The organism is Phenylobacterium sp. (assembly GCF_013911965.1).
Classification (GTDB): Bacteria; Pseudomonadota; Alphaproteobacteria; order Caulobacterales; family Caulobacteraceae; genus Phenylobacterium.
On record NZ_JACESE010000014.1, the window covers coordinates 67,481 to 80,862 of the forward strand.

Annotated in this window: 12 protein-coding genes; 7 read left to right on the forward strand and 5 right to left on the reverse strand. The window is 70.9% G+C overall.

Annotated features, from left to right (window positions below):
* Positions 1 to 20 precede the first annotated feature (20 nt).
* Genes H2041_RS14460 through H2041_RS14475 form a run of 4 tightly spaced genes read left to right on the forward strand, consistent with a single transcriptional unit; the run spans position 21 to position 4,164 of the window.
* A complete protein-coding gene (locus tag H2041_RS14460; RefSeq protein ID WP_293413782.1) occupies positions 21 to 659 on the forward strand; it encodes a sulfotransferase family 2 domain-containing protein in 639 nt (212 codons plus the stop codon).
* Entirely contained in the window at positions 656 to 1,285 is a 630-nt protein-coding gene (locus H2041_RS14465; RefSeq protein WP_293413784.1) for an aspartyl/asparaginyl beta-hydroxylase domain-containing protein, read from the forward strand. The genes H2041_RS14460 and H2041_RS14465 overlap by 4 nt, the downstream gene beginning before the upstream one ends.
* Positions 1,282 to 3,213 (forward strand): tetratricopeptide repeat-containing sulfotransferase family protein, encoded by a 1,932-nt coding sequence (locus tag H2041_RS14470; protein ID WP_293413786.1) that lies wholly within the window; start codon positions 1,282 to 1,284, stop codon positions 3,211 to 3,213. Before H2041_RS14465 ends, H2041_RS14470 begins: the two co-directional genes overlap by 4 nt.
* A gap of 3 nt (positions 3,214 to 3,216) precedes the next feature.
* On the forward strand, positions 3,217 to 4,164 hold the full coding sequence (locus tag H2041_RS14475; protein ID WP_293413788.1) for an aspartyl/asparaginyl beta-hydroxylase domain-containing protein: 948 nt from the start codon (positions 3,217 to 3,219) through the stop codon (positions 4,162 to 4,164).
* 49 nt (positions 4,165 to 4,213) lie between these two features.
* On the opposite strand, the gene H2041_RS14480 is transcribed toward H2041_RS14475, so the two are convergent.
* The gene (locus H2041_RS14480) at positions 4,214 to 5,782 is read right to left on the reverse strand and encodes an AMP-binding protein (RefSeq protein ID WP_293413790.1); all 1,569 of its coding nucleotides are present in this window, start codon (positions 5,780 to 5,782) and stop codon (positions 4,214 to 4,216) included.
* Positions 5,783 to 6,006: 224 nt separating this feature from the next.
* Here H2041_RS14480 and H2041_RS14485 point away from each other — a divergent pair, with 224 nt between their 5' ends.
* A complete protein-coding gene (locus H2041_RS14485) occupies positions 6,007 to 6,621 on the forward strand; it encodes a TetR/AcrR family transcriptional regulator (protein ID WP_293413792.1) in 615 nt (204 codons plus the stop codon).
* Here H2041_RS14485 and H2041_RS14490 read toward each other — a convergent pair.
* From H2041_RS14490 to H2041_RS14500, 3 genes are read right to left on the reverse strand one after another with little or no spacing between them, the layout of a single operon-like run.
* The gene (locus H2041_RS14490) at positions 6,602 to 7,504 is read right to left on the reverse strand and encodes a TetR/AcrR family transcriptional regulator (protein ID WP_293413794.1); all 903 of its coding nucleotides are present in this window, start codon (positions 7,502 to 7,504) and stop codon (positions 6,602 to 6,604) included. The two genes, H2041_RS14485 and H2041_RS14490, sit on opposite strands and share 20 nt — an antisense overlap.
* A 40-nt stretch (positions 7,505 to 7,544) precedes the next feature.
* On the reverse strand, positions 7,545 to 8,387 hold the full coding sequence (locus H2041_RS14495) for a hypothetical protein (protein WP_293413796.1): 843 nt from the start codon (positions 8,385 to 8,387) through the stop codon (positions 7,545 to 7,547).
* 26 nt (positions 8,388 to 8,413) lie between these two features.
* On the reverse strand, positions 8,414 to 9,553 hold the full coding sequence (locus H2041_RS14500) for an amidohydrolase family protein (protein WP_293413798.1): 1,140 nt from the start codon (positions 9,551 to 9,553) through the stop codon (positions 8,414 to 8,416).
* 200 nt (positions 9,554 to 9,753) lie between these two features.
* On the opposite strand from H2041_RS14500, the gene H2041_RS14505 reads away from it, so the two are divergent.
* Complete coding sequence (locus H2041_RS14505; RefSeq protein ID WP_293413800.1) at positions 9,754 to 10,944, forward strand: acyl-CoA dehydrogenase family protein; 1,191 nt, start codon at positions 9,754 to 9,756, stop codon at positions 10,942 to 10,944.
* Between the two features lie 29 nt (positions 10,945 to 10,973).
* Positions 10,974 to 11,762 carry a dienelactone hydrolase family protein gene (locus H2041_RS14510; RefSeq protein ID WP_293413802.1) on the forward strand — a complete coding sequence of 263 codons (789 nt, stop codon included), beginning with the start codon at positions 10,974 to 10,976 and terminating at the stop codon, positions 11,760 to 11,762.
* Positions 11,763 to 11,769: 7 nt separating this feature from the next.
* Here the strand turns inward: H2041_RS14510 and H2041_RS14515 are convergent, their stop codons facing one another.
* Positions 11,770 to 13,374, reverse strand: a complete 1,605-nt coding sequence (locus H2041_RS14515) for a carboxylesterase family protein (RefSeq protein ID WP_293413804.1) — start codon at positions 13,372 to 13,374, stop codon at positions 11,770 to 11,772.
* Positions 13,375 to 13,382 lie beyond the last annotated feature (8 nt).

Here is a 13,382-nt window from a genome sequence, read left to right on the forward strand (position 1 = left end):
CCCTTCGTGTCCCGAAGCCCATGATCATCTCCCACCGGCGCCGCTTCGTCTTCGCCGCCGTGCCCAAGACCGGCACCCACGCGGTGCGCCAGGCCCTGCGCGAACAGCTGGGGGAGGAGGATCTCGAACAGGTGGGCCTGTTCGTCGACAAGCGCTTCCCCTGGGCGGACCTGGCCGCCATCCGCCACGGTCACCTCGCCCTGCGCCAGGTGCGGCCCTATCTCGGCGAGGCGGCCTTCGGCGGCTATCTGAAGTTCGCCTTCGTGCGCAATCCGTTCGACCGCTTCGTCTCCTACTGCGCCTTCATGCTGCGCGGCGGCGACCTCTTCCAGCAGCGGCCGAAAGAGATGATGCGCCACTTCCTGTTCCGCGACCCGCCCGAGCACCACGTCCTCTTCCAGCCCCAGGCCTCGCTGCTCGTGGACGAGGACGGCGAGACCCTGCTGACCGACATGATCGGCCGGGTGGAGGAGATGCAGGCCTCATACGAGGCGATCTGCGCCCGGATCGGCATACCCGCGCGGCGGCTGGACCGCGTCAACGCCAGCCAGCACGGTGACTACCGCCGCTACTACGATCCCGCCCTGGTCGATGCGGTGGCCGCCCGCTACCGGCGGGACCTGGACCTGTTCGGCTACGATTTCGAGGGGCCGAGATGAGCCCCCCGCCGCTGCAGCTTTCGGCCAATCCGCGCAAGACGGCCGGGGTCCGCAACCTGGGGCCCGTCGACATCGAGGCCCTGCGGGCCGCGGTCCTGGCGATCCCAGAGGCGGTGTGGCGCACTGAGGATCAGGCCAAGCCCAACCGGTTCGGAGTGTTGGACGACACCCGCCACATCGTTTTCCGCTTCGTCGACAATCCCCTCGACTGGCGCGGCTCGCACGACCGCCCGGCCTGGCCGCAGTGGCGTCCCCTGCTGGCGCCGGTGCTGGACGCGGCGGTGCGCCCCTATGGCTATGGGCGGGGGGTCTTTCCCCGGGTCATGCTGGCCCGCATGCGGCCTGGCGGCGTGATCCACCCCCATGTCGACGCCAATCCCGCGGCCAGATGGCCTCACAAGATCCACGTGCCGCTGCTGACCAATGCCGGCGTGCTCTGCTTCTTCGGCGGCGAGGCGCGCCATTTCCCGCCGGGCGAGGCGGTGGAGGTCGACAATCTCGGTCCCCATTGGGTGAAGAACACCGGCGGGACCGACCGCATCCACCTGATCTTCGAGTACTACGACGCCGACCAGCCCGACCCCGACTGGCTGGCGCCCTTGCTGCGTCAGGCGGTGTCGCGGTGAACGCCCCGGTCTCGCCGCGTCCCGGCGCGCCGGACCGCGAGGCGCTTCTCCAGGAGGCCCGGGCGCTGCGCGCCCGCCAGCGCCTGGCCGAGGCGCTCGAAGTCCTCGGACGGCTGCAGGACCTCCACCCCCGGTTCAGCCGCGGTTATCAGGAGCTTGGCCATTGCCACGTCCTGCGCGGGGATCTGCCGGCTGCGCTCGCCGCCCTGCAGACGGCGGTGCGCCTGAACCCGACCCTGCCAGCCGCCTGGGACATGCTGGCGCAGCTGCACCGCCTGCGCGGCGACCCGGCCGCGGCGGCCGAGGCCGCTCAACGGCGGGCCCTGCTCGAGCAGCTTCCGCCGGAGGTGGTGGCGGCCAACAGCCTCTATGCCGACGGCGACCTGGCGCCGGCCGAGACGGTGATCCGGGCCTATCTGCGGAATGATCCGGCCAATGCCGGCGCCTGGCGCCTTCTGGCGCGTCTCCGGATCGAGCAGGACGGACTGGACGAGGCGGAAGCCCTGCTGCGCGCCCTGCTCCAACGGGCGCCCGACTATCATGAGGCGCGGCTGGACTACGCCATCGCGCTCCTGCAGGGGGGCAAGCCGCTGGAGGCGCGCCGGCAGGCCGAGCGCCTGCTCGCCCACGACCCGGACGACCGCGATCACGTCAAGCAGTACGCCGCGGCCTGCGTCGCCCTGGGCGACCACGAGCCGGTGATCGACCTCTATGCCCGTCTGCTGGCGGCGGGATGCAAGACCCCGGCGGAGGCCGCCGACCTCCATCTGTGGCGGGCCAACGCGCTCAAGGTCGCCGGTCGTCAGGCCGAAGCGGTCGCCGACTACCGCGCATCCCTGGCGGCGCGGCCGGATAACGGCGTCGCCTGGTTCAGCCTCGCCAACCTGAAGACCTACCGCTTCACCGATGCGGAGATCGCCCGGATGCAGGCGGCGCAGGCAAGGCCGGACCTGCCGGACATGGACCACGTCTATCTCGCCTTCGCGCTCGGCAAGGCGCTGGAGGATCGCGGCGACTACGAAGCCTCCTGGCGCAACTACGAACGCGGCGCCGCCATCCGGCGCGCGGCCGGCCGCTATCGCGCCGAGACCGCCGAGGCCTGCGTCGACCGGCTGAAGCAGGTCTTCACCGCCCAGGTGTTCGCCGAGCGGAGCGGGTGGGGTGCGCCGGATCCGGCCCCGATCTTCGTCGTCGGCCTGCCGCGTTCGGGATCGACCCTCGTGGAGCAGATCCTGGCCTCACATTCGGCCGTGGAAGGCACGCAGGAGCTGACCGAGATCGACCGCTACGCCGGCGAACTGTGCGGATACGACCCCGATTGCCGCCTGTCCCTCGATCCCGCCGCGATCCTGCGGCTGGACAGGGCGCAGGTGCGCGCCCTGGGGGAACGCTTCCTCGCCGACACGGCCGTGTATCGCCGGCTCGGCCGGCCCCGGTTCATCGACAAGGCGCCGAACAACTTCTGGCACATCGGCCTGATCCAGCTGATCCTCCCAGGGGCCACCATCATCGATGTGCGACGCGAGCCGATGGCCTGCGGATTCAGTAACTTCAAGCAGCTTTTTGGGACGACGCATCAGGAGTTCAGCTACGGGCTCGAGGACATCGCGCGCCACTACCGAGCCTATCTCGACCTGATGGCGCACTGGGACCGGGTCCTGCCCGGGCGGGTCCTGCGGTTGAGCTACGAGAACCTCGTCGAGGATCTTGGGGCGAACGTCCGGCGCATGCTCGCCCACTGCGGCTTGGCCTTCGAACCCGCCTGCCTGGCCTTCCACGAAACCCGTCGCAGCGTCCGCACGCCCAGTTCCGAACAGGTGCGCCAGCCGATCGGCCGGGAGGGCCTGACGCAGTGGAAGAACTATGCGGCGTGGCTGTCGCCCCTCAGGGACGCCCTCGGCGACGCCGTCACGAGATACAGGGACTGAGGCATGCGTCTGTCGCGCCCCTTCTTCCAGCTTCCCGTCCTGTTCGACGTCGACCGCCTGCAGGCGGAGGTCGCGGCCCTGCCGCCGGAGGCCTGGGTTCCCCATCCCGACGGGTTGGCCGGCAACAGCGCGGCGCGCCTGATCAGCGCCGGCGGCGGAGAGACGGACTCGGTGCACGGCCAGATGCTGCCGACGCCCTGGCTCGCCGGCTCGCCCTATCTGCGCCAGGTCCTCGCCGGCTTCGGCGTGGTGTGGAGCCGTTCGCGGCTGATGCGCCTGGCGCCCGGCGTGGGCGTGCCGGAGCACGCCGACATCAACTACCACTGGCACACGCGGGTCAGGCTGCACATCCCGGTGTTCACGCGGCCGGAGGTGCGCTTCCACTGTGACGGACAGTCGGTCCACATGGCCGCGGGCGAGGCCTGGATCTTCGACAACTGGCGCCGGCACCATGTGGAGAACGGCGCCCAGGCTGACCGCATCCATCTGGTGGCCGACACCACAGGCACCGCCGCCTTCTGGCGCTTCGCCTGCAGCGAGCCGCCGCCGCGCGACCAGTGGCGCACCGTGGCCTGGAATCCGGCGGCGCGGCCTCGACTGCTGACCGAGCGCAACGCGCGCTCGGCGGTGATGCCGGCCGCCGAGGTGGAGCTTCTGGTGGGCGACCTGCGCACGGAGATCGCCCTCGCCGCGGACACGCCCGAGCACCGGGCCCGCGCCGCCAGGTTCGAACGGCTTCTGGAGAGCTTCGTGCAGGACTGGCGTCAGCTGTGCGCCCTGCATGGCGTGGCCGGGGAGGGGCGTGAGGCCTTCCGGGAGCTGGCCGGCGCCGTGCGCGAGGCGGCGAGGCCCCTGGCCGAGGGGCTGGTCATGCGGACCAATAATGCTGGCGCGTTTCTGGTCCTCGAAAAGCGCGTTCTCCAGCACCTTGTGGCCGAGGAGGCGGTCTAGGCGCGCGCGCGGACAGCCGGCCTCGTTTCGACGGACGACGACGGCGGCCTCAGATCGCCCGGGCGCGGCCTTCCCAGTAGGGCGCGCGGACCCTGTTGCGCTGGATCTTGCCGGCTTCGCTGCGCGGCAGGCGCTCGACGAAGTCGACGCCGCGCGGAACCTTGTACTTGGCCACCGCCGTGCGCGCATAGGCCAGGATCTCGTCCTTCAGCGCTTCGGACGGAGCGTAACCCGGCGCGAGTTCGATGACGGCGCGCACCTCCTCGCCGTACTCCTCGTGCGGCACGCCGACGGTGCAGGAGTCGGCGACCGCCGGGTGCTTGATCAGCTCGTTGTCGATCTCCTGGGGGTAGATGTTCACGCCGCCGACGATGATCGTCTCGGCGCTGCGGCCGGTGAGGAAGAGATAGCCGTCCTCGTCGAAATAGCCGACGTCGCCCATGGTGAAGTAGCCGTCGCGGCGGCCGGCGTCGGTCTTGGCGCTGTCCTTGAAGTATTCGAAGCCGCCCTGGTCGGCGAGCCGCATGTAGATGGCGCCGGGGACGCCCGGCGGCAGTTCGTTCCCCGCCTCGTCGAGGATCTTGGCCGCCTCCGGATCGGGCCGCCTGCCGACCGTGCCCGGCTTCTTCAGCCAGTCCTGGGAGGTCACCCAGAAGCCGACGCCGCCCTCCGATCCGGCGTAGTATTCGAACAGCACCGGGCCCAGCCATTCGATCATGGCCTGCTTCACCTCCGGCGGGCAGGGCGCCGCCCCGTGGGAGATGCGTCGCAGGGAGCTGAGATCGTAGCGGGTCCGGACCTCCTCCGGCAGGCCGAGCAGGCGCTGGAACATGATCGGCACGAAATGGCTGCGGGTCACCCGGTGACGCGCGATGGCGGCCAGCACCTTCTCGTTGTCCCACCTGTCGAGCAGGACGGTGGGCACGCCATTGACCAGGGCCTTGCGCACGTCTCCGGCCATGGGCGAGGCGTGATAGGCCGGGCCGGTGCAGAAGTGGACGTCGTCGTCCTGATAGGCCGGGTCGTAGGTCGGGACCGGGGCGTTGGGCTTGTAGACGCCCTTGGGCCGTCCGGTCGTGCCCGACGAATAGAGCATGGTGTGGCCGCGCACCGGGTCGGCGATGTCCTCGCCGGACTGGGACGCCAGGGCGGCCTCATAGTCGAGGAAGTCCTCCAGGGGGCCGCCGATGGCCACCTTCACCTTCAGGTCCGGGCACTGGGCGGCCGCCTTGTCGAGGCCGGGGACGGCGGCGTCGGCGAACAGAGCCCTGGCCTCGCAGTTGTCGATCACATAGGCGATCTCGTCGGGCGTCATGTGCCAATTGACCGGCGTCATGCGCAGGCCGGCGCGCTGGCAGCCGAACAGCACGTCAGCGAACTCCGCGCGGTTCGGGCAGACGAGCGCCACCGCGTCGCCCGGCGCCAGGCCGTGCTCGCGCATCAGCCGGGCGATGCGATTGGCGTTGGCGTTCAGGCCGCCGAACGTGCGGGTCGGCCCGGACATCTCGTAAACGGCCGTCTTGTCCGGCTGCCGCCGGGCCCAGAAGGCCGGCGCCATCCCCTCCATGGCCAGGGCGTGCAGTTCCGCCGCGGCCGTCTCGTCGAGCCGTCCCGCCATCGCGTCTCTCCCTGATCCGGGCGGGGCGCTCTTCAGCGGCGCCTTCCAGGGCCCGGACCCGATAAATGCTTCAAAGAAAGGCGGACGGGCGTCGGCATGGCCTGCGCCCGTCCGAATGGGTCACGTGCCGGGCCACTATGCCACTAGTGGTGCCAATGTCACTAGCTTCGACGCCCAGGAGCGGCGGCTTGCGCCGGCCGCGCGCGGGGCGCACAAATCCGCAGATGAACTCCGCAAGGGCGCAGACGACGGGGCGGGCGCGGCTTCCGCCGGAAGTTCGGCGCGCCCAGATCCTCGACGCCGCCGAAGCGCTCTTGCAGGTCCATGGCGGGCTGCCGCTGCCGCTGGACGAACTCGGCCGCGCCGCGGGGATCAGCAAGGCGCTGATCTACGCCTATTTTCCCGACCAGCACGCCTTGGCCAATGCGGTGCTGTCACGGCGGATGGAGGCGATGATGGCCGCAGGGCTGGCGCAGGCGGCGGCCGAGCCCGACCTTACGGCCGCGGCCCTGGCCTGCGCCGACCTCTATTTCCGCGACGTCGCAGCGGCCGGTCCGGTCGTCCACATCGTCCTTCGCGACCCCTTCATGGCCGGGCGCGTCGATGCGGAGACCGAGCGCCAGCGCGATCGGATTTCGCGACGCCTGGCCCGCGCGGCCCGCCGGGACCTGCGCCTCTCCGCGAAGGAGGCGGTGGCCGCGCTCAGTCTCATGACCACGATCCCGGAGGAGGCCGGCCGAATGGCGAAGGCCGGCGATCTCAGCCTGGAGCGCGGCCGCGAGCTGACCGCCCGGCTGATCGGCTCTTCCCTGCGCGCCCTCAGTCCCGAGGACGGCTGAGCCCGGGCTCCCGCACGATTTCGCGGTTTCCGGCGGTGACGATGGCCAGGCTCAGCCGCTCGGCCATGGCCAGAGGGATCTTGCGCTCGGCCAGCAGGCGTCCGGCGCGCAGGCAGACCGCCGTCAGCACCACCGTGGCGCCGCGCGCCAGGTCGGCCTCGACGCCGTACTGCGTGGTCAGTCGATCGGTCATGCGCCGGCGGGAATAGCCTCTCTGCTGTTCCCGCTCGGCGCGCAGGCCGGCGCGCACCTCGGCGCTGTTCAGCAGGCGCTGGATGAGGGCGCCGCGCTGCTCGACCTGCCGCAGATAGGCCAGGGTCGACAGCGTCACCCGGGTGAGGTTGTCGTGCCCGCGCTCGATCTCGGCCTGCCGCTCGTCGTTCATCGCTGCGAGCTCGCGGCGCGCCAGGGCGACCAGCAGGTCGGTGCGGCGGGGAAAGTGATTGTGCGCCTGCGCCTCCGACAGACCGGCTTCGCGGGCGATGCGTTTCATCGTGGCCGCGTGCAGGCCCTCGCGGGCGATGACCGCGGCGGCCGTCTCCATCAGCTGCTCGCGGCGCGCCTCGGGCGACAGGCGCGTGCGCGCCCGCCTCGCGCGCCCGGCCGGCGCGGCGAGGTCGAGCCCCGCCTCGCCGCCCGCAGGCGCCGGCGGCAGGGGCGGCCGCTCGGCGCGGCGGGTGTTCCAGTAGCCCCGGCCGGGATAGGGCACCAGCAGCCGGTCGCAGATCTTGGCGAGCCCGTTGCGGCTCAGTCCCCACCGCTCGGCGAGGGTGGAGAGCGGCGTCGTCCAGACAAGCTCGTAGAGCGCCTCGCGCGTCAGCGCGGGCGGCGGGTCGTCGGCGGGGACGTCGGGGGGCGTGACGTCGGGGATCGGCGCGGCCATGGCGTCAGGCTAGGCCAGGGGCGCGCGCCGATCCAGCCGGTCAGGCGGCGGCCCAGAGCGGCGAGGAGGCCTTCATGAAGCGGATCATGAAGGTGACGGTCGCCACGTCCTCGCCCGTCGCGGCGTCGGCGATGTCGACGTCGTACCAGGCGTTCTCCGTTTTGGGGCTTTCGGTGAGCTTCAGCATGGTGGTCCGGCCGACATAGTCGTGGCCCGCCTTCAGCGGTCCCTTCGCGATCCGGATTTCCAGCGCGCCAAAGAGGCCCACGGACTGGTTCACCTTGGCCAGAACCGTGGGGCGGCTGATATGGGCCAGCCGCACGAGGTGAGAGGGGGGGAGGACCCCCTCGTCGTAAAGGGGCAGGCGCTCGGTGATGCGGCCGAGCGCCTTCTCCAGCGCCTCCCGCTCGATGCGCATGGGGATGTCGGCGGTCGTGTCGCCCACGGCGTAGCCGGCCAGGATCCGCAGGGCGCCCGGGGCGGCCTGGCCCTGGGCGGCCATCCGGCGGGAGAGCTCGGAGATCGGATCGCGCGTCGCCGCGCCGGCGGTGCCGACGCAGATCTGCGCACCCTCGCGGTTGAACATGGTCAGGCGGGAGCGGGGTTCGGCGACCTCCATCACCGCACGCACCTCCTCCCGATCGACCGTGGCCTGGGTGAAGTGCAGCGACATGTTCCCGCCGGCGAACCAGTCGGCGCCATAGGTCTCGACCAGCATGGGCGCGAACTGATCCATATGGACCGAGCCTGGCACCGTGCCGCCCTTGAAGCCGAGCTTGGAGGCCACCTCGTCGTTGTGGATGGAGCCTGGAGCCTGCTGAAAGCCGTTGTGAGGCGTCCGGTAGTCGCCCTCGATCACGCGGCCCTGGATGACGTCGCCCATGGCGATCCTCCCCTGCTGCGGACGCTTCAGAAGGCGCCCATCATTTCTTCGAAGTTGCGGCTGTAGAAGCGCTCGCGCGCATCCTCGCCGATGTCGGCGAAGGTGCGCTCGAACCGTCCGATGGGGTCGTTCGTCCCCTCCGGATGGGGATAGTCGCTGGAGAAGAGGAACAGCTCTGCGCCCGCGTCCTTGATCAGATAGCCCGCGTCCTCGCCGGGGAACGGCGTGAACTTGACGTGCTTGCGCATGTATTCCGACGGCTTCAGCGCCAGGGCCTTCAGCTGCGGATCGGTCTTGGAGAAGCTGCGATAGCCGAGGTCGAGCTGGCGCAGGAAGCCCGGCACCCAGGCCGCGCCGAATTCGATCACCCCGCCCCGCAGGTCGGGCACGCGGTCGAAGAGGCCGTCATAGACGAGCGCCGCCAGGAACATCTGGGCCGAGAAGGGCAGGACGACGAAGTCCTGGAAGCGCAGGTTCTCGCCGCCGCCGTGCAGATCCGGCGACCGCGGCTTGCCGTTGTTGTTGTACTGCTTCGGCAGCACGCGGGAGCCTTGGCCGATGTGCAGCATGAAGGGCACGCGCCGCTCGGCCAGAAGGGTCCAGAACGGGTCGAGGTCCGGGTGGCTGGGCGAGCGGTCGCCGGCGGGCGTCGAGGGCACCCAGAGCGCGCCGCAGCCGAGATCGATGGCTTCGCGGGCCAGTTCGACCGCCTGATCCGGATCGTCCAGCGGCACGAAGCCGACGCCGATCAGGCGCTCGTCGGCGCAGAAGGCCGCCATGGCGCGATTGTGCGCCCGGGCGCCGGCGAGCTTCACCTCGGGCGCCTTGGCGTCGCGGAAGTGGGCGAGGGAGGAGGTGGCGAAGACCAGCTGGCGGGAGAAGCCGAGTTCGTCCAGGGCGCGCCTGCGCTCGGCCGCATCGAAGGCGCCGTAGGCGATCCACCCCTTGGGGCCGGCGATCAGGTTCTCGGCGGCCTGGCGGCCCGCCTCCGGGTCTTCGGCCCGTTTGCGTGCGGCGGCCACCTGGCTCTCGATCCGCTCGGCGGACCTGCGCTGCTTCAGGTGTTCCAGGAGGGGGCCGTCCGCATAGTTCACCAGCCAGTCGGCCGGCTCCATCACATGGCTGTCGGCGTCGTGGAACACGCGGCCGCTCGCATAGGGCGCCATCTGAAACTCCTCCCGCCTGCTATTGACGATGACACCAATACATATGGACGCCCGGCTGGCAACATCGGTTGCGCCGCCGGCTCCTTACCGCATCGCACCATCCACAACCTTGCGCCCGCCGGGTGTGATTGTTGACGGTCGCACCACTACCATCTAACCGAAGGTGATCCGATGCGCCGTAAGACTGTGGGAGGGCCGCCATGACGACCGAACTCGACGACCTCCGCGCAGAGGCTCGCGCCTGGGTCGAGGCGAACTTCCCCAAGCAGCTGGCGGGTCGGGCGCCCGTCATCGGCCAGCGTGATCCGGACGACACCGAGGCCTTCGAGATCTGGAAGCAGCGGCTCTGCGCCAAGGGGTGGGGCGTGCCGACCTGGCCGGCCGAATATGGCGGCGGCGGCCTCTCACCGGCGCAGGCGCGCGTGGTGCGCGAGGAGATCCGGTGGGCGGGCGGCTGGAACCCCATCGGCTGGAGCATGGGCGTGCGCATGTTCGGCCCCACCCTGCTCGAATATGGGACCGAGGCGCAGAAGCAGCGCCATATCCCGCCCATCGCGCGAGGCGAACTGCGCTGGTGCCAGGGCTATTCGGAACCGGGCGCGGGCTCCGACCTCGCCTCGCTCCAGACCCGCGCCGAGGACAGGGGCGACCACTTCCTGGTGAACGGCCAGAAGATCTGGACCTCCGGGGCGCAGTACGCCGACTGGTGCTTCTGCCTGGTGCGGACCGACACGACGAAGAAGCACGAAGGCATCAGCTTCCTGATGATCGACATGCGCTCGCCCGGGATCGAGGTGCGGCCCATCCGGCTGATTTCCGGCTCCTCGCCCTTCTGCGAAACCTTCTTCACCGACGTGAAGGTCCCCAAGGAGAACCTGCTTGGCCCCCTGAACGGCGGCTGGACGGTGGGCAAGCGGCTCCTGCAGTACGAGCGCCAGCGCAGCGAGGACGCTCCGGCGCGGCCGGGGGAGGGGCGGCCCCTGAACCAGGTGGCGGCCGAGGCGGTCGGTCTCGACGCTTCCGGTCGTCTGGCCGATCCGGACCTGCGCCGCCGGCTGACGGAGCACCTGATGGACAAGAAGCTGCTGCGCCTGACCATGGACCGGGCCGCAGCCGAGTCGAAGGGCGCCGGGCCGAGCGCCGCGACCTCCATCCTGAAGAACGTGTCCTCGGTGGTGAACCAGACCCGCGCCGAGCTGCTGCTGGAGATCTACGGCTCGGGCGGCCTGGGCTGGGAGGGCGAGAGCTTCAGCGCCGAGGCGCTGGCCAACACGCGCGAATGGCTCTCGGGCAAGGCCTCGACCATCTATGCCGGCTCCTACGAGATCCAGAACAACATCATCGCCAAGCGCATCCTGGGCCTGCCCGACCCCGTGGGCGCAGCGGGCTGAGCCGGACAAGAGCGAGCGGAGGAAACGGCATGGACTTCATCGGCGAAAAGACCGAGGGCGGGGTGACGCGGCGGGAGTTCCGGCTGCAGGTCAACGGCGACACCGTGCCCGGCTGCGTCTGGGCCCCGGAGGGAGCGAAGGGCTCCCGGCCCCTGATCCTGCTGGGCCACGGCGGCTCACAGCACAAGAAGGCGCCCAATCTCTCGGCCGCGGCGGTCGCCCACGCCCGTGAACTCGGCTACGCCACGCTGGCCATCGACGCGCCCGGCCACGGCGACCGCATCAGCCGCGAGGCGGCTCAGAAGGCCCGCGAGGCGGCGCTCGCCGCCGGCCGCGCCGCCCAGGAGGGCCGCGCCCTGCCGCAGGGCGAGCGGCCGAAGATCTCTCGCGACCCGGCGACGGTGGACAAGGTGGTGGCCGAATGGAAGGCCGCCCTGGACGCCGCCCAGGCTCTGGACTCCGTGGGGTCGGACCACAAGGTCGGCTACTGGGGCGTCTCCATGGGGACCCGCTTCGGCGTGCCGTTCGTCGCCGCCGAGCCCCGGATCGCCTGCGCCATCTTCGGCCTGTTCGGCGTCTTCCCAGGGCTGGAGGATCACAAGGCGGCCGCCGAGCAGATCCGCATCCCCCTGATGTTCGTCTACCAGTGGGAGGACGAGCTGATGAAGCGCGAGCAGGGGATCGCCCTCTTCGACGCCTTCGGCTCGACCGAGAAGACGATGCACGTCAATCCCGGCCGTCACGTGGAGATCCCGGCCCACGAGCGCGACTCCTGGCTGGCCTTCTGGAAGCGCCACCTGGAGCCGGCCGCAGGCTGAGGTCGGGTCAGGCGGCGCGCGCCGCCGCCCGCTTGGCCCAGTACTCCCGGAAGAAGCCGCGCGGATCCTTCTCCGCACGGGTCGGGTGGCCGAAGACGAGGGTCGTGCGATCGACCAGGTCATAGGCCGGCCAGTCCGGCGTCTTGGGATTGTTCGGATCGCCGGAGCCGGCCAGCGCCACCCAGCCGCTCGCGATCTCGTCGGCCAGCCGCAGGTTGTCCCGCGTCGGGCCGGCCAGGGGAAAGCGGATGTCGTGCATGGAATAGGCGACGTCGATCCCGTGCACCGCGCCATAGCGGCCGTCGAAGGCCGGACTGGGCGCCTCCCACAGATAGGCCCAGGTCGGCGCGCCGCCGGCGGCGACCCGGCGCTCCAGCATGGTGTTGGCGGCCAGGCGGAAATAGGTGTCGCTGGCGATGCGGGCGTTGATGATGAAGGGCGTCGCCGATGGCGTCTCGTCGCGATAGGCGTCCAGCAGCATCTGGGCGTCCTCGCCGACGCGCTTCTGCAGGGTGGCCAGAACCTCTTCCCAGCTCATGTCGAACCGGGTCTCACGATAGGTCCGCTCGTCCAGGGCGGTGGAGACCACGAGCGGGATGTCCCGCGACTCCTCCGGCGCGCCCGGCGTGAACGGGTGGTGCGGGATGAGGTCGCCGAGCACGGGCGCGAAGGAGCGCGGCGCCTCGCCCCGGCGGCGCTCGTCGGCCTCCACATCGGCCTGGGCGGCCAGCAGGGTCGTGAAGGGCACGGCCTGCAGCGCCTTCACCTGGTCGCGGCGCAGGCCCAGGCGCTGCAGCAGCTGGGCCGAGGCCTTGTCCGCCTGCTCGCGGGTCATGGAGGTCAGGGCCGAGCCGCTCATGACGCCGGCGCTGGAGAACAGGCCCTTGGCCGCGGGCATGGCCATCAGGTGGCTCACCTTCGCCCCGCCGCCGGACTGGCCGACGATCATCACCCGCGCCGGGTCGCCGCCGAAGGCCTCCACATTGCGCGCCACCCACTGCAGCGAGGCGACCAGGTCGGCCATGCCCGCGGCGCCGGAGTCGGCGAAGGGGCCGTCGTCGCCCAGATAGAGATAGCCGAGCGCGCTCAGCCGGTGATTGACCGTCACCACCACGCAGTCGCCGAAGCGGGCCAGCATCTCGCCGTCGCCGCCGGGATTGTTGGACGAACCGCCATAGAAGCCGCCGCCGTGGAAGCGCACGATGACCGGCCGCTTGCGGTTGGCGTTGGGCTCCGGCGTCCACAGGTTCAGGACCAGGCAGTCCTCGCCCATGCCGCCGGGCTGGAGGTCGTTCAGGATCAGGTCGGCATAGACGTGCCGCCGGTTGCCGGGGATCTGCGGGGCGATGTTGCCGTAGTCGAAGGCGTCGCGGACGCCGCTCCAGGGCTGGACCGGCTGCGGCGGCAGGAAGCGGTTGGCGCCGGAGGAGTCCGCGCCGTAGCGCAGGCCCTTGAAGACGGCGATCCCGCCGGAGCTGACACCGCGGACCTTGCCCTCGGCGGTTTCCACGATGGGGAAGAGCCTGTCCTCGGCGGCCCGGACGGGACCCGCGGCGGCGAGCCCCAGGGCGGCGCCGCCGGCGGCGATGAAGGATCGGCGATCGGTGGTCATGGAAGGTC

Coding starts and splice junctions, on each gene's coding strand:
- H2041_RS14480 (WP_293413790.1), bottom strand. CDS start 5,782: ATGGCGGGACGGCTCGACGAGACGGCCGCGGCGGAACTGCACGCCCTG.
- H2041_RS14485 (WP_293413792.1), top strand. CDS start 6,007: ATGAACTCCGCAAGGGCGCAGACGACGGGGCGGGCGCGGCTTCCGCCG.
- H2041_RS14465 (WP_293413784.1), top strand. CDS start 656: ATGAGCCCCCCGCCGCTGCAGCTTTCGGCCAATCCGCGCAAGACGGCC.
- H2041_RS14475 (WP_293413788.1), top strand. CDS start 3,217: ATGCGTCTGTCGCGCCCCTTCTTCCAGCTTCCCGTCCTGTTCGACGTC.
- H2041_RS14505 (WP_293413800.1), top strand. CDS start 9,754: ATGACGACCGAACTCGACGACCTCCGCGCAGAGGCTCGCGCCTGGGTC.
- H2041_RS14500 (WP_293413798.1), bottom strand. CDS start 9,553: ATGGCGCCCTATGCGAGCGGCCGCGTGTTCCACGACGCCGACAGCCAT.
- H2041_RS14460 (WP_293413782.1), top strand. CDS start 21: ATGATCATCTCCCACCGGCGCCGCTTCGTCTTCGCCGCCGTGCCCAAG.
- H2041_RS14495 (WP_293413796.1), bottom strand. CDS start 8,387: ATGGGCGACGTCATCCAGGGCCGCGTGATCGAGGGCGACTACCGGACG.
- H2041_RS14510 (WP_293413802.1), top strand. CDS start 10,974: ATGGACTTCATCGGCGAAAAGACCGAGGGCGGGGTGACGCGGCGGGAG.
- H2041_RS14515 (WP_293413804.1), bottom strand. CDS start 13,374: ATGACCACCGATCGCCGATCCTTCATCGCCGCCGGCGGCGCCGCCCTG.
- H2041_RS14490 (WP_293413794.1), bottom strand. CDS start 7,504: ATGGCCGCGCCGATCCCCGACGTCACGCCCCCCGACGTCCCCGCCGAC.